Origin of the sequence: Flexivirga caeni, from assembly GCF_003724155.1 — a bacterium.
Classification (GTDB): domain Bacteria; phylum Actinomycetota; class Actinomycetes; order Actinomycetales; family Dermatophilaceae; genus Flexivirga; species Flexivirga caeni.
In genome coordinates, this window is the sequence record NZ_RJJQ01000031.1 from 1 (window position 1) to 15,534 (window position 15,534).

Consider the following 15,534-nt stretch of genomic DNA (forward strand, 5'->3'; position numbering starts at 1 on the left):
CACGTCCTGCAGTGTCATGCGCTACTGCTCCGATCCCGCCCCACTCACGGGGCGTGTCACGGACCAGAAACACCGAAATTGCGATACTCCCCAGCCCGCAGACACGCCACCAGAGGTCAGATCACGCCAAGTGGAACTGGGTCGGGTGGCCCTTGACGGTATACGTGACTACCAAGCTGGTTCCGGGACACGGCCGGCCGCGCGACTTCGGGCATCTCACACCTGAATTGAGGCGTGCGAAATCAGCACCTCCTCATTCACCACTTCCCGGTGTAAGCCTGAATCGAGATCCGTGATGCCAAGTCGAACATAACCCAATATCAGCCCCAACGAGCCCCACAGGATCGGCATGAACGTCGCATTAGAAAATATGCTATTGATCAAGACGAGCACAGCCAATTGCCCAGGAAGTCGACGGGCGTACAATAGAGCCACGCAGCACAGCACGCAAATGAATGGAACCGCAAGGTAGCGTCCATCCACCCAGTCTCCGAGGAGCCAGTTCGAAGCCACAGCAGCGTTAGACGGCCCGTAATTAATGCCGCCCCACACGGTCACTCTTCCCTGCGCCGACAGACCATGTCCATGCCAAGGGGCCGTCGACGCAAGCTCGTGCAAAGCAGCCATCTGCCGTACTCGCGCTTGCGCAGAAATGTCATTGTCGCCAACTTCCCACGTCGTGGCTCGACTCACCAATTGCTCAAATACCTCCGGATGGAATTTCAGAACAAAGAAAACTCCGACAACGCCGACCACCGTGATAGAGAATACCCCACGCCGCCTCATTCCCTGTGAACGTTTAACTCCGAACAAAAGGGCGCACAAGAAGAATGCCAGAAAAGATCCAGCGAACGCTATCCATGATGCACGAGCAAGCGAAAGAAGCAAGCCTACGAACAATATCGAACTCCACAGCAGACGTCCCTTAAACCGCGACCTCAGCGACGCCACCAGCCCAACAGCGCACATCAGTCCGAGCCAATCCGGTTCCCGGTAAAGCCCCGCAGGACGGCCGTCCAAATCCACTTGGCCATGGAACAGTGGAAGAAATCCAAAACTCTGTCCAATACCAACCAAACTCGCTAGCACCGTAATAAAAATGAGTCCGCCCACCAGTGGCCGCACATCTCGTCTCTCAATCGTCGCACCCAATAGCAGCGCGGAAATACAGAGTCCAACCAACTGAAACGCTAAGCTATACTTCGTTACAAGATCGCCCGAAACCGACGTGAGCGCGAATACTACAGTCACCACAAAAAGGACCCCGGAAATAGCGCCGAAATAAACTCGACGACGCATATGGAATATCCGGGTGAATACGAACAGCATAGTCAGTATAGTGAACAGATTCACGCCGCCAACCGAAGCTCCAATCAACGCAAATGATGACCCAATCGAAAAGGGCAAAATCAGCGGACGCCAGCCAGCAGGAAACACCATAACAAGTATGGCGACTGCAGCAAGCGCCAGAAGGAGAACGAAAAGCGTACCGATCATCTACGCTACCACCGGCGACTTCGTCCAGATCGTGCTCTGCCCGAGAAGCGTTTGCGTTGGCGTTAAGCCACAGTAAGTAACATACGACCACTCGGTCAGATCGAACACTGAAGCGTAACGTGGCCGATCGCTATTGTCCAAGATCAGCAACCCCCCAGGCTTCAATTTTGGAATTGCTGACTCGAAGCAACGAACTCTCTCTCGACCATCTACAACAATAACATCGAAATAACTGTCAGAAAAATTCGACAACGCATTTACATAATCCGCATAGCCGGAATCAGCCGACCTGTACAGCAGGGTCGAATTCGGAATATCTCTCACTTTCTGTTCCAGAACAGGGTACCACTCCAAGTCATGCTCGACAGTAACCACCTCCTCAACCCGATCCGAGAACCAGAGTGTGGAGCCACCCCCACCGAACTCCGCGACCTTGCTCCGCTTGCTGATATGCTCCTCCATGGCCGCAATGACTCGGAAGGGCACCCACGGCACACGCAGATCTAATGTAGACCTCTTCCGTGAATGCAACCATGCTCGGGTATACCTCGCTTGACCTGGGTCAGCCATCATAACTGCGACATAGTCGGTTGCCACCCGGACCGCATCTTTCAACATGGAGTTGATCTTACCCCTTCTGCCCTTGCTCGAACAGCGTCTCTCATCGCGTTGTCGCCTCACATGCGACCGCGCGTAACCGAGCCACCGAGTCCTTCCAGCAATGCCGCCTACGCAAATTCTCAACCTCGTCACCACCTAGGCGGTCCATAACGAAAGCGGCATCAATGGCGCGCGAAATCTCACTCCGATCCGTCGGATCCACGAACATCGCCGCACCGCCCATCGTCTCACGAAATACCGGAATATCGCTCACCACAACGCGGGACCCGAACCATGCGGCCTCGATAGGAGGCAACCCGTAACCCTCGTCGAGCGCCAGATACAACGTAACCGAAGCGTTCTCATACAGCCACCGCAACTCCGCCAATTGAACCTTACCCAACAATCGAACCGATCCGTCCATCATGCCGTCTTTCACGAATCTCGAAGGTTCAATCCTGCGACGCGAATACTCGCCGTCACCGACGACGAGTAGCGGGGAGGTCGGACTGATTGCTGAGGATTCTATTGCCGCTGATATCGCCGCATCGATGTTCTTCCGAATATCAAGCCGCCCCACAATTAGAGCGAAACTCCCATCGGGTGCAGACGGTGGCCTCACCGGAACTGAATCCCGCAACTCCTTTGAGATTCCCAGTCCAATCGGGACCACGTCGGGTCGACTCAACAAACGACTTATCCTCTGCGATTCCGCACCTGACGACGACGCGACTCCGCTGGCCCACCGCAGAGTTATAGGCATACCACGGAAGTAGGCTCGTTCGGCGAACGAAAACCAGTGCGGGTGATCCATGAATAGCATATCGTGCACAAAGACGACAGATCGTCCAAATGCCGGCGCAAAGTTGAACGACAGGACCACGTCCGCTCGATACTTAAGCGCAATAATCGGCAGTTCCACCACGTTTACGAATAACTGTGGCCATCCCCAGGTGCGAACTACTGTCACAGAATCATCCAGCTCGCTCCGAGCTGCGCTCACGTATGCTGAGCGGGCAGCGATAATGAGCTCATCCTCGGGAAATGCAGAAATCCAAGACGATATTATCTCACGTGTGACAGTTCGATTGCTTTCAGGGCCTTCAGTCCACCAGAAGGCATCCAAAACGACCTTCACGGGTGGCACCTAGCTGCGCACAACCACTGGCTGGCCCGATGCCAATACATCTGCCGCCTCATGAGCGGCTCTCTGCGTCAAAGATCGCACCAACAACACGGGCGGTATACGTATCCCTGTCGAAATGTGATCTCCAGTAGTCATGTGCTTCACTCGGTGAGGGCGCATCTGCTGCCGCCATCCGAATCTCTGCGATCAAATCGTGCCCCGGGACAGTCCGAACAAATTTTCCATCCGCGTATTCTGCCATCCCAGAGCAGGGCGTACATACTACAGGAACTCCCAATTGTAGTGCTCCAACGATCAGCATGTGCCCAGCAGCTCGACTTCCTTCCATCAGTGGCAAGAAGACAATGTCAGACCCCCGCATCAATTGGCCAAACGACTCCTGAGACATCTGCGGGTACCGGATGACCTCGCCGCCGGAATCCCCTGTCACGTGACCCGGCGGCCCGCCGACTGCCACCGTCAGAATCGTCGGCTCAGACGAGGCTATAACCTTCTTCTCCAACTCCTCAAGTAGATCCTGATCGCGATCTGAGGTGCCTCCGACAAAAATGCGCAAAGGAGAACCATCATTGTCAACGGTCCTTAATCCGCTGTAGGGAAACTCGTTCCCATACAGGACCGCTGTCGCGCGACCACCTGCACGCCGCCAATTTTGCGCCTCGACGCTCGCGACCGCGATAACCAAATCCTTCCGCAATATCCACCGAAGTATCCTCCACGAACGACTGCCCGGAGCCGCAAATATGCCAGTGACCGCAAGTGGACGTCTTGACATTAAGCTCAGGCTGGCGCCGATCCAAGGGTTCGTCGCCAGCAACATGCCCCGCCTAGTTGTCAATGTCACCTTGAGCGCCACGAGCAGCGCGTCGAGGCCGAGACCAAGCGCTAGCGAGCCCGCACGACGACCTGATACAGACGCGCGACGCAATGTAACAACGGTTCGAACACGCGGCACCGCTCGCCATCTAGAGGAATTCTCGCCGAGAGTGACGACTACAATATTTTCTTCGGGCTCAACCATGCGGCATTCCAACTACTGAGAGCCAGCTGTCGGTCGTATGCTTGTTGTATCGGCGACAGATCGTATCCAATTCCTCTTGCGGCATGGAAATCGCGTACCTGATCGCCAAAATCCAGTCTTCGTAGTCATCGCCAGCCAACAGATTGCTATCTTTGCCGAAAATGCGGGCCAATGCGGATTGCCGAGGTCCAACCACCGGGACTCTCTTTTCTAAAGCTCGAATAGCGACGCCACTTTGGTAGAACCGTGTATACGGGATCAGCACCACGGATGACTCCACCAAACGCTCGTCGAATTCTCGCTCACTAACAAATCGATTGTCGATGTGCCAGCCATCGATCTTCGGCCAGCCGCGACCAACGACGCGAAGCTCCCAGTCACCCGGCGCGACGGTAGCTATTGTCTCCATCAATCTGAGATCACGATCTCGCTTCCATTGTCCCAGTACCGAGACAACGATGCGCGATGTACCCTTCGCTGCCTTTGAGCTTGGCTCAATCGGATGTGCAACTAGCTGAACGCGATCCGTGAACCCACGCTGCTCCACAGCGTTACGCGCCTCTGCGCTGTGCACTAATAGAACTACGTCGTTCGCACAGATCGAAGCGACCCGCGCCGAACCTGTGTCCAACCCAACCGCCCTGACCAGTGGTTCCGGATCATGGATGACCAAGGCGGCCCGACCGGCGCACACGCGAATCAGGAGCAGATCGAGATACCCGAGCACAGGCCATGTCACCACGATCAGTCGATCTGATGCCCCTCGAGTGAGCCGACGCGCAGCGACCAAGCTCGCGACGTATCTCCTTAGCCACTGCTGCCGAGAGCCGCCACTGATCGATGGCTCCTCGAAAGCGACCAGATCTGTCTCCCAACCACACTGTTCAAGTGTCGCAAGGAGTTCCTCACCGTAGTGATGCAGTGCACCTCCCAACGGGTTGACGACAACTGCTGACCCATGCGTGGCTGGTAGGCGATCCACAAGCCCTCGGAGGAGATCCCTCAATCCCCTTACCTCTCGACGTTTTAAGCAGCCGACTGCACTCCGAAGGATCTGCACCGCCGGGCAAACCGCTGCGCGAATCCTGCCCAAGTGTCGTCTGGCGAGCAGTCGCGTATTACGCGCGAAGTAGTACAGCGGAGTGCCGGAGGTACGTTGATGTGCAATAGCACTGGATACCCAGACAACACGATGACCCGCGAGTTGCAGACGAAGGTGGAGGTCGACCTCTTCAACGTATAGGAAGAACTCTTCAAGAAATGGTTTCGCCGGAAGTGCTGTGGTCCTATACAACACAAGTGCTCCATCGAGCCAGTCCCGATCTGCAACTTGACTACGAGACGTGGTCGCAGTGTGTTCCGCGGTCCGGATGTGGGTACATCTGTGAAGTAGATGACTCACAGAGCCCCCGAGCGACCAAATCTGCGAATCAGTGCTGTCCGCCGCTGTGAGAAGCGTGGGTCCCGCGGCTGCAACGTTCGGTGAATCCATCGCCGCGACTAGTGCATCGAGACATCCAGTCTCCATCAGGACTTCGTGCGTGCACACCAATAGGTACTTCGGAACCTCTCGATGCCGCCGGAACCAGTTAACCCCTGTATTCACCGCCGCGCCGTAACCCTTGTTGTCTACCCAAACAACCTGCGTTCCCGTGGGCATGTTTGATCGAAGATTTTCGCGGAAATTGGGTTGATCTGAATTGTCAACGACGAGGATATTTTCCGCGGCGACGCCCTGGGAAACTATGCTTCTAACGGTCTCAAATATTGAATCGTAACTGCGATGGTGGACAACTATAGCCCCAATCTCCGGATCACCTTGGCTCAAGTCGTGACCTTTCATCGAAATGATGCTATCCACAAGACGGCCTCAATACTCATGCAGCACAGGACCGCCGCACACAATAGTCGCTGCTTTAGCGCACCCAGAAGCAGCGACCCGGAGAATCCGTCGACTGCCGCATACGCGCAGAGTAACGCCAGGAGACTGAAGCCAGGCATCCGGGACGAGGCTGCGGCGGCCGCGACCACGATCGGCACGACGCACAGTGTCAGCCTCGACGCTGACGGTGGTAAGAAGCGGAATGCGCCGCGCTGCGCTACGGCCGAAGCCGACGAACCAGCGACCCACATGCCAACCGCAAGGACAGTGAAGGCTGCCTCGCGACCTCGGATCAACTCCGCCGCCACAGTGCCAATGGTGGTAATTAGAACCACCACAGTGAGAATCGACTTGAGAAACCGCATTGCCGGCTGCGCTGAGTCAGAACCCTGGTGGACAAGCCGAGGCATCACCGCATTAACCGTTGTTGCTACAACGGAACCGACCACCTTGACAGCAATGTTCAGAATTGTCACTGCGGAGACGGGCAGCAGAACCGCAAGAGATTGCAGGACCGCGAGACCACCATATCCTACAGCCGCCTTAGAAAAGAACCAGCCTCCGGCCCGAGTCAATCCATCGGAGTGTGCAGGGAGCTCAACCAGGACGTCTCGGCCAATGCTCCGTCGCAACATGACTATCCAGAGGATCAGGTTTCCGAGAACGAGCGCGCAGACCATGGCGGAGACGGCAAGGTGGTGGGGCCATGGAACCAAAAGGGTGAAAACGGCAAGTAGATTTGCAGGCACTGCGACACCTGATATCCACATTGGGTTTCCACCGGCCTCCGCAACGACGGCAAGGAACCAAACCCTGGTTTGCACCAGCGAGTTCGCCAACGATGGCAATGCAACCACAATCACCGTTGAGGCAGCACGGTGATTGTGGATGAGCCAGAGCGACGCGCCAGCCACGAGAACTACCGAAGATGCGGTCGCGAGAAAACCGATTCTTTCGGCGACCCGCCGCGTCGCCCGATGTCGATTGAGGAGCATCGGGTACAGTAATCCAACGATCCCGATTTGAATAGGAAGCATTCCCATTGCGAAGCTATAGAAATACGTGTCAGTGTAAGCGTTTGCTCCTGCGCGCCACACGAGCAGTACGAGCTGAAGAGAGCCGACGGACTGAGACCCGACAGACAGAAACGGCGCAAGTCCGAAAGTACGGAGGCGCAACAATACTGTCGCCCGCAGCCGCGGTTCGGTTGACTCTCGGATAGATCTCCGAGTCGGCAAGCCCGTCGGTTCAGTACTCATGGTGTTCGCAACCAACGATCGGCTGCACTGCGTCCATCGAGTTCGGGGAGGCTCCGCAAGACCTTATCTCTGTGCAACGGTTCGGAAACTGCGCGTGTCAGAGCGTCCTCTAAGTCACGTGGATCATCGATTACGTAGTGGCCGTTATTCTTCAGCCATTGCGCCAATCCGGTCTCTGCTGTGCTGACAACCGTCATTCCAAAGGAAAGCGCCTCTTTGATCGGGAGCCCGATCTGCTCACGCCAGCGGCCCTCTCTTTGCGATGGCGCCACAAGAACGCTGTGCGTGCGATAGAGAGACGACATCTCTCGGTGATCTATTAGACCTCGAAAATGTCTCTTTTCTGGATTCTCCGATTGCCACTGCTGAACGTCGGGACGCAAGTCTCCGTCGCCCACAATCGTAAGAGTCGCAGCAGGATGCCGCAGCTCAACTCCAGGCCATGCCTTAAGAAGCGCATGCATGCCTTTACGACGCTCTAAGCGTCCCACAAAAAGCACTCTCGCCCCCGCGGGGTCCGTTTGCTTCGTTGCAGCCTTAGGGAGTTCAGGAATTGTACAGTGTGCGACGGATGACATTCCTCGCATCACCGAGTATGTCGACGCTGCTCCTGCGCTCCCATACGCAATCTTATCGAGAAGGTGCCTGAATACGAAGCCACCGCCCCAAACGAAGATGAAGGCATACGCGCGTCCAGCCAGCCCTCCGATTCCCATTAATTGACGAATGTCGTTGTTCTCGATTGCATATGTCACGTTTCGCGCGCGGCCGCACGCGAGTATCCTACTGAGAATCCCCGCGCTCAGGGTCAGCGGAAGTGCCCTAACCCACAGCGGCTCTGGAAGCTCTATCAGATCAACGTTAGCGCTTGCCAGATGGCGTATTATCCTCGGAAAGCTAGCTCGCCTGCACGTGTTTGGCAGCGTTCGATCTCCTAGATCCCAGCTTAACTTCCGGTAGAGAATTACCTCATTGGGTGCGGCAGCGTGCCTCTCCACGTGGGCGGCGCGAAGTTCCGGAATTATTCTCAGTTCCGTGGTCCTTGCGGTGTCCACCACAGGGTTTGGAAATTCAGTGCCTGGCCGCACAGCGCAACACTTTTCCATATCGACATAGAACACTTTTCCATAAATAACATTCGTCTGACCGCGCACTCACGTCTAGTGACAGATCCGTGCGGTCGGGATCGCTGTGCAGAATCGCGATCAGGTGGCTGCTGATGGCATTCGCGTCGGGTGCAGCAAACCTGCCGTGGTCGCCGAGGACTTCCCGGTTGAAGATGGTGTCGCGCACTACAGTGGGAGCGCCACAAGCCATCGCCTGGACAAGCGCAGGATTCGTCCCACCTACTGAGTGCCCGTGGAAATACACGCCGGCATTGGACCACAGGGCGTGCAGGAACTCGTCGTCGCTGAGGTGACCGAGAAGCTGGACGTTCGGGCGCTCGGCGGCGAGGCGGTCGGCGGAGTCCTGGATCGGGTCCCCGGGCGGGGCGCTGCCCACGACCACGACCCGCGTTTCCGGGTCCATCAGCCGCACGGCGTCAAAGAATTCCTGCATGGTGTTCTCGGGCACGAAGCGCGCCACCGCGAGGACGTAGCTGCCTGGCTCCAGGCCAAGACGCTCCCGCACCAGGTGCGAGTTGGGGCTGTCCGGGGTGGTGCCGCCATACGGGATAAACTCGGTGTCACGACCGAAATGCTGCTTCCAGTATTTGCCGATCTCGACCGAGTCGGCGACCAAGGTGTCCGCAAACTTCGCGGAGAGGGTCGCGCCAGTGTGAAAGATGCGCTTCGCCGGCGCGCTCCACTTCTCCCGCTCCCACTCCAAGCCGTCGACGTTGAGCACGACGGGAATGCCCCGTGCCTTGAGCATCGGCAGGAAGTAGCCGTTGGCGACGTTCATGATCAGCGCCACGTCCGGCTTGCGGCGCGCCGCGTCGGCGCAGGCGCTGAACCCGAAAGACAGGGTGCTCGCCGACTTCGAGTCCACCCCACGAGTGAAGCGCTGCGTCACACCGGTCGGGATCTTCTCGTCGGCGACCAGTCCAGGGCGGCAATAGACGTCGACCTCCCAGCCGTGCTCGGCCAGGTAGGGAGCCAAGTGACGGACGAGTGTCTCGAAGCCGCCGTAATAACTCGGGAAGCCCCGCGTGCCGATGATGGCAACACGGGGCAAGTCCGTCGTGGCACGTGAGTTCACGTCTGGGTCCCCACTAAGGTCGCGAGCGGCGCCGCCCAATCCGGCAGCCGCTGCTCACCGAGAACGCTGTACGCCGGACGTCGAGCGGGCGTGGGGAAGTCTCGCGTGCCACACGGCAAAACCCGCGCCGGATCGAGCCCGGCGACCCGGAAGATCTCCTGGGCAAACCCGAACCACGTCGTCTGCCCCGACGACGAGCCGTGGTAGTAACCGCCCGGGCTGTCCGACTCGACGAGCTCCACGACATACGCCGCAAGGTCGCGGGTCCAGGTGGGCTGGCCGACCTGGTCGTCGACCACCGTCAGCGTCTCGCGCTCCTCCGCGAGCCGCAGCATCGTCTTGACGAAGTTGGGGCCGTGCTCGCCATACAGCCAGGCGGTGCGCACGATCAGCGCGTCCCGGTTGACCGCACGGATCGCCCACTCCCCCGCGGCCTTGGTCCGGCCATATGCCGACTGCGGGTTCTGCGGGTGATCCGGCTGATACGGCTCAGTCGCGGTGCCGTCGAAGACGTAATCGGTCGAGATGTGCACCATCCGCGTGCCCGTCTCAGCCGCCACGAGCGCCACGTTGCGCGCACCGGTCGCATTGATGGCGAACGCCTCGGCCTCGTGGGTCTCCGCGTCATCGACCGCGGTCCACGCCGCCGCGTTCACCACGACGTCGAAACCGGTCATCGTCGCACGGACCGCATCCAGCGAGCGGATGTCGCACTCGGCCGACCCGACCGCGACGACATCCTCGCCGCGCTCCTGCAGCAGCAGCGTCAGGTCGGTGCCGAACATGCCGCGGCCGCCGGTGACCAGCCACCGCATCAGCGGGCGCTGCCGATCACGTGCTGGCCGGCATACTTCGCCTCGGCCGCCGCCTTCTGCGGCCGCCACCACGACTCGTTCGCGCGATACCAGTCGATCGTGTCGATCAGGCCGGCGGTGAAGTCGGAGAACTGCGGCTGCCAGCCCAGCTCGCGGCACAGCTTCGCCGAGTCGATCGCATAGCGGCGGTCGTGCCCGGCTCGGTCGGTGACCAGGTCGTAGTCCTTCGCATCCTGGCCCATCGCGACCAGCAGCTGCTCGACCACCTGGCGGTTGTTGTGCTCCCCGTCGGCGCCGATCAGATAGGTCTCGCCAATCTGGCCGTGCTCGATGATCGTCCAGACCGCACGATTGTGGTCGTCCACGTGGATCCAGTCGCGCACGTTGAGGCCATCGCCATACAGCTTCGGGCGCACGCCGTCGATCACATTGGTGATCTGCCGCGGGATGAACTTCTCCACATGCTGGCGCGGCCCGTAGTTGTTGGAGCAGTTGCTGATCGTCGCGCGCACCCCGAACGAACGCACCCACGCGCGCACCAGCAGGTCGCTGCCCGCCTTCGTCGCGGAGTAGGGACTGCTCGGGTTGTATGGCGTGGCCTCACTGAACCGCTCGGGGTCGTCCAGCTCCAGGTCGCCATAGACCTCGTCCGTGGAGATGTGGTGGTAGCGCACGTCGTACTTGCGCACCGCCTCCAGCAAGGTGTAGGTGCCCACCAGGTTCGTGTGCACGAACGGTGCCGGCGCGGCCAGCGAGTTGTCGTTGTGCGACTCGGCGGCGAAATGCACCACAACATCCGCAGCACCGACCAGCCGGTCGACCGTCTCGGCATCCGTGATGTCGCCCTCGACGATGTCCACCCGGTCGTCCAGGCCGAGGAGCGACGCCCGGTCACCGGCATAGGTGAACGCGTCCAGCACAGTCAGCCGCACCTCCGGGCGAGTCGCGTGCGTGAGGTGCACAAAGTTGCTTCCGATGAAGCCCGCCCCACCTGTAACTAGCACATGCACGAGCAGATGTTAGCCGCACGGCGGCCAAAACGACGATTCGGTCTTGCGACGCGGCCACCGCAGGAGACAGAGCCCATGCGAATCGACAGGCATAGCCACCTGTTGAGGGCGACTCCTCCGACTGACGGCGAGCGCTCTACTTGCTTGCACGGAACGCCCCAGGGCCGGATGGCCAGCACGGATGCGGTCAGGAAGATCTGCTCGGGGTGAGCCGCATCCCGCGCTTCAAGCAGGGCCCCGCCCCCGCATGCGCGTCCACGGCCCGGCACATATCGGTGAGCCACCGCACGGACGTACAGCGTGGCACCGCGAGCGTGTGGGATCATGTGCCACTGCTTGTAGTTACTTGCCGCTTCTAGGTGGGAGCCTATTGATGGACACTGATCCGAATGCGGCGTCGTGCGCGACCAATTTCCTCGATGCGCTAACGGCGCCTCTCGTCGCCCGGGGCGAACTTGAGAAGGTCGCCTGGAAGATCGGCGCTGAGATTGCCGGACCCGTCGCCGACGAAGTGGATGCGCAGGCGCGGTTCCCGGTCGAGACGGTCGATGCGCTCCGCCAGAGCGGGCTACTCGCAGCGTTGGTCCCGGCGGAACTGGGAGGGAAGGGCGCGACTCTCCTCGAGGTCGCAGGTGCGGTCCGTGCCGTGGCCATGCACTGCACGTCCAGCGCCCTCATCTTGGGGATGCACAGCATCGAAGTCTTCAACCTTGTCCGTCACGGCACGACGCCCGGGCTCAGGAAGCTGCTGGAGGAGGTCGCTACCGGCCGCATGCTTCTCGCAAACGCGAACAGTGAAGTCGGCTTGGGGGGAGACGTCACCCGAAGTCGTTGTGCGCTCGAACCGGGCACGGGAGGCGGACACCTTGAGAAGGAGGCGCTCGCGGTTTCCTACGGCGAGTATGCCGACGGCATCGTGACCATTGCACGACGCTCTCCCGATGCCGCGGACACCGATCAGATCATGATGGTTTGCCGCGCTGAGAACCTCACGCTCGAGTGCACCAGCGAATGGAACACGATGGGGCTACGGGGAACGTGTTCGTCCGGATTCCGCTTGTCCGCGACCATCGCGGATGAGGACATCTTTCCTGTGCCGTTCGCAACGATCTCTAACGACGGTGCCGCTCAAGCGCGGCAGATCCTCCTCTGCGCGGCGTGGGTCGGCCTCGCCGAGGCTGCGGCCGCGAAGGCACACGCCTTCGTGCGCGCTGCAGCCAGACGAAGCATCGGTGCTCTCCCTCCGTCAGCGCTCCGGCTGTCCGAACTGGCCATCGATGTCCAGGCAGCGCGGTGCCAGCTCCTCGGGGTGGCACTGCAATACGCAGAACTGGATCGCGCTGGGTATGGCGAAGACGCCGGACTCATGGTGGCGCTGCGTTCGCTCAAGGTGTCGACGTCGGAGCTCGCAGTGTCCACTGCAACGTCCGCTCTTCAGATCTGTGGCATGGCCGGATTCAGGAGGACCACACCGTTCGCACTCGACCGGATCATCCGCGATGCGCACGGCGGACTGGTGATGGTGAGCAACGAACGGCTGCTCGGTGACAATGCCGGTCTGCTAGCCGTGCGCAAGACGCTCTGAGCCGACATGAGCGAGACACGACCACGCCTCGCTTACGCGTACCATCCGCACTCGTTTCCCACGATGGCAATCATCGCGGCTGCGCGCGGTCGATGTGATTTGCTCTGGTTGGTGGACGCCTCGGATCCGGATGTCGGGTCGATGACGAAGCTCTTGGCACGCACCGGGACGGTGATCGACATCAGCGGAATGAGTCCTGGCCAAGCCGCCAGCGCCACCGCCACGCATCGTCCCGACGGCGTCCTGGCCCTCGCTGATGACCTTCTGGTTTGGACCGCGCACGTCGCGGCCGAGCTGGAACTCCCCTTTCTCGGCGTCGATGCGGCCGTGCGCCTGACCGATAAATTCGCGCAACGGGACGCCTTCCGGGCTGCGGGCCTGGCCGCGCCAGGAAGCACCGTCGTCAACTCCAGAACCTCATCGGTGGAATGGGAGCGGATAGCCGCCGAATGCCACTTCCCGGCGGTGTTAAAGCCCCGGCGCGGCGAGGGGAGTCGAAACACTCTTGCCGCCACGTCCGCGGCACACGCGCGCGAGGTCGTGGAGACCGCCGCGCGCGATGACGACGCCCTGGGCGATTGGGTTCTCGAGGAGTACATTCCCGACATCGACCGCCCGGTCTGCGGGGAGGGCTTCGCCAACTACGTGTCTGTTGAGAGCTTCATATCCCATGGCACTCTTCAACATCTGGCGGTCACGGGCCGCACACCGCCCGCACAGCCCTTCCGTGAAACGGGTTTCTTCATTCCAGCCGCTGTGGAGACGACCCTGGCGGCGACGATCCGGGAGACAGCCGAGCGTTCGATCCTTGCCCTCGGCGCCACGATCGGCTGCTTCCACACCGAGGTGAAACTGACACCGACCGGGCCTGTGGTCATCGAGGTCAACGGCAGGATCGGTGGTGGCGTTCCTGAAATGCTTGCGCTGATCACGAATGTCGACTTTCTCGGTATCGCCATTCGCATTGCCCTGGGCGAGAACGTAGTGATGGACGTGCCTGACCCGGCCGGCGTCGGATATTTGTTGTATGTACAACCACCGAACCGGATCAGTCGCGTGACATCGGTGAGTGGGCTGACGGAGTTGCAGTCGCTCTCCGATGTGCATGAGATCGCACTGAACCGTGGCCCTGGCCACTCGGTCGACTGGCGTGACGGCAACCACGGTCACGTGTTCTCGGTGCTCGGGAGCACGGAAAGCCACGACAGCTTCCGATCTCTTTTCCATCAAGTCGAATCAGTGGTCAGCATCGATGGCGTCTGACCCGATGCGCAAGAGACGCGCGGTCGCAGGCGGCGCTGTTCTCGTTGTGGTGCTCGCCGTCGTCGCGCTGATGGTCGTGCGCAGCACCGGGAGCATCGCGCCTATTGCAGGCTCCATCAGCCACCCCGCGTCGATGACGCCCATCGCTACCCGACCGGCAGCGGCAGACGATCGAACCTTGAGCACCCGGGTCGACGGACACGTGCGCACTCTCATCCTGCACACTCCACCTCAGGCAGCGCGTGGTACAGCCCTACCACTGGTGTTGGTGTACCACGGTGCGCTCGCCACAGCCTCCGGCACCGAGTCATCGACGGACTTCGACCGTATCGCGAACGCACATGGGTTCCTCGTCGCCTTCCTCCAGGGCTATCAGGACACCTGGAACGAAGGCGCCGGGCACACGCCAGCCGAACGTGCGGGCATCAATGACGTCGCCTTTACCAAAGCCGCCCTTGCCGTAATCGAACGTACCTCGAATGTCGATCGGTCCCGAGTTGTCGCAACCGGCTTCTCGAATGGAGCCCTGCTGACAGATCTGCTGGGATGTCGACTCGCGGGCGTCCTTCGCGCGATAGTTCCCGTATCCGGGCCCCTCCCCGTCACCGTGTCCGCGTCGTGCGCGCCAGCAGCGCCGATCTCGGTCTTGGAGGTGCACGGCACGAACGACACTGCCATCCCCTACGACGGGGGCCATTTCGTGGGTGTCGGCGGTGGCACGACGGTCTTGTCTGCTCCCGCCGCAGTGGCACGGTGGGCGTCACTCGACGGCTGTCGTTCCGTTCCCAATTCGACAGCCGCCCAACCGGGCGTGCGCATCACTACATATTCGGGATGTCGAGACGATGTGTCTGTGTCGTTGCGGACATTGGTTGGCGGCGGGCACAGCTGGCCGGCCGACATCGGTACGCTCGTCGACGACCTGCCGATGATGCATAGCTGACGAGTAATCGCGGAGCCAAAGCACCCCCCGGCGCGTGGGCTTCGCGTGCGCCGTGACCTCGGAAGGAGGAGTTCGTTCCGTCACAGCCCGCACTCCACGGAGTGCTAACGTACGTCGCCGTCTCACCTGACTGGACGCGCATGTCCCACGACACTTGACGCTCACGCGAGGAGGTGCGCAGGCCTGTGGACAGCGTAAAGTGAGCCGTTCGACGTCAGACCCAGATCCGCGAGTAGCTGATTGGCTTCGGCCGCGGGTGTGGTTCTGATGTCGGGTTCTGCGTGTTCGCAGTATTTTTCGTGGTTCGGGC

General features: G+C 60.2%; 12 protein-coding genes and 1 pseudogene. 3 read left to right on the top strand and 10 right to left on the bottom strand.

The window, feature by feature from the left end:
* Positions 1-216: 216 nt before the first annotated feature.
* The 10 genes and pseudogenes from EFY87_RS20130 to rfbB form a co-directional block, all read right to left on the bottom strand.
* The gene (locus EFY87_RS20130) at positions 217-1,497 is read right to left on the bottom strand and encodes a hypothetical protein (protein WP_148043418.1); all 1,281 of its coding nucleotides are present in this window, start codon (positions 1,495-1,497) and stop codon (positions 217-219) included.
* The gene (locus tag EFY87_RS19410; protein WP_123273140.1) at positions 1,498-2,115 is read right to left on the bottom strand and encodes a class I SAM-dependent methyltransferase; all 618 of its coding nucleotides are present in this window, start codon (positions 2,113-2,115) and stop codon (positions 1,498-1,500) included.
* Between the two features lie 43 nt (positions 2,116-2,158).
* The gene (locus EFY87_RS19415) at positions 2,159-3,235 is read right to left on the bottom strand and encodes a glycosyltransferase family 4 protein (protein ID WP_148043419.1); all 1,077 of its coding nucleotides are present in this window, start codon (positions 3,233-3,235) and stop codon (positions 2,159-2,161) included.
* A gap of 1,022 nt (positions 3,236-4,257) precedes the next feature.
* Positions 4,258-5,004 (bottom strand): glycosyltransferase family protein, encoded by a 747-nt coding sequence (locus EFY87_RS21060; protein WP_245988772.1) that lies wholly within the window; start codon positions 5,002-5,004, stop codon positions 4,258-4,260.
* A gap of 690 nt (positions 5,005-5,694) precedes the next feature.
* A pseudogene (locus EFY87_RS21415) lies at positions 5,695-6,108 on the bottom strand (glycosyltransferase); the annotation flags it as partial.
* Complete coding sequence (locus EFY87_RS20135; protein WP_148043420.1) at positions 6,105-7,190, bottom strand: hypothetical protein; 1,086 nt, start codon at positions 7,188-7,190, stop codon at positions 6,105-6,107. The pseudogene EFY87_RS21415 and the gene EFY87_RS20135, both read right to left, overlap by 4 nt.
* A gap of 212 nt (positions 7,191-7,402) precedes the next feature.
* Complete coding sequence (locus EFY87_RS21420) at positions 7,403-8,512, bottom strand: glycosyltransferase (protein WP_123273144.1); 1,110 nt, start codon at positions 8,510-8,512, stop codon at positions 7,403-7,405.
* Entirely contained in the window at positions 8,478-9,608 is a 1,131-nt protein-coding gene (locus tag EFY87_RS19435) for a DUF1972 domain-containing protein (RefSeq protein WP_220093721.1), read from the bottom strand. The genes EFY87_RS21420 and EFY87_RS19435 overlap by 35 nt, the downstream gene beginning before the upstream one ends.
* A complete protein-coding gene (gene rfbD, locus EFY87_RS19440; protein ID WP_123273146.1) occupies positions 9,605-10,423 on the bottom strand; it encodes a dTDP-4-dehydrorhamnose reductase in 819 nt (272 codons plus the stop codon). Before rfbD ends, EFY87_RS19435 begins: the two co-directional genes overlap by 4 nt.
* Positions 10,423-11,433: a dTDP-glucose 4,6-dehydratase gene (gene rfbB / locus EFY87_RS19445; protein ID WP_123273147.1), complete on the bottom strand. Its 1,011-nt coding sequence runs from the start codon at positions 11,431-11,433 to the stop codon at positions 10,423-10,425. Before rfbB ends, rfbD begins: the two co-directional genes overlap by 1 nt.
* Positions 11,434-11,680: 247 nt before the next feature.
* Between rfbB and EFY87_RS19450 the strand changes: the two genes are divergently transcribed.
* From EFY87_RS19450 to EFY87_RS19460, 3 genes are all read left to right on the top strand, one after another.
* On the top strand, positions 11,681-13,018 hold the full coding sequence (locus EFY87_RS19450; protein ID WP_158607727.1) for an acyl-CoA dehydrogenase family protein: 1,338 nt from the start codon (positions 11,681-11,683) through the stop codon (positions 13,016-13,018).
* Between the two features lie 63 nt (positions 13,019-13,081).
* On the top strand, positions 13,082-14,281 hold the full coding sequence (locus EFY87_RS19455; RefSeq protein ID WP_158607728.1) for an ATP-grasp domain-containing protein: 1,200 nt from the start codon (positions 13,082-13,084) through the stop codon (positions 14,279-14,281).
* Complete coding sequence (locus EFY87_RS19460) at positions 14,271-15,224, top strand: CE1 family esterase (RefSeq protein ID WP_123273150.1); 954 nt, start codon at positions 14,271-14,273, stop codon at positions 15,222-15,224. The genes EFY87_RS19455 and EFY87_RS19460 overlap by 11 nt, the downstream gene beginning before the upstream one ends.
* The last annotated feature ends 310 nt before the right edge of the window (positions 15,225-15,534 follow it).

What these genes read in the sequence shown, in the direction of transcription:
- EFY87_RS20130 (WP_148043418.1), bottom strand. Translation starts at nt 1,497, where the DNA reads ATGATCGGTACGCTTTTCGTTCTCCTTCTGGCGCTTGCTGCAGTCGCC.
- EFY87_RS19410 (WP_123273140.1), bottom strand. Translation starts at nt 2,115, where the DNA reads ATGTTGAAAGATGCGGTCCGGGTGGCAACCGACTATGTCGCAGTTATG.
- EFY87_RS20135 (WP_148043420.1), bottom strand. Translation starts at nt 7,190, where the DNA reads ATGGGAATGCTTCCTATTCAAATCGGGATCGTTGGATTACTGTACCCG.
- EFY87_RS21420 (WP_123273144.1), bottom strand. Translation starts at nt 8,512, where the DNA reads ATGGAAAAGTGTTGCGCTGTGCGGCCAGGCACTGAATTTCCAAACCCT.
- rfbD (WP_123273146.1), bottom strand. Translation starts at nt 10,423, where the DNA reads ATGCGGTGGCTGGTCACCGGCGGCCGCGGCATGTTCGGCACCGACCTG.
- EFY87_RS19450 (WP_158607727.1), top strand. Translation starts at nt 11,681, where the DNA reads ATGCGCGTCCACGGCCCGGCACATATCGGTGAGCCACCGCACGGACGT.
- EFY87_RS19455 (WP_158607728.1), top strand. Translation starts at nt 13,082, where the DNA reads ATGGCAATCATCGCGGCTGCGCGCGGTCGATGTGATTTGCTCTGGTTG.
- EFY87_RS19460 (WP_123273150.1), top strand. Translation starts at nt 14,271, where the DNA reads ATGGCGTCTGACCCGATGCGCAAGAGACGCGCGGTCGCAGGCGGCGCT.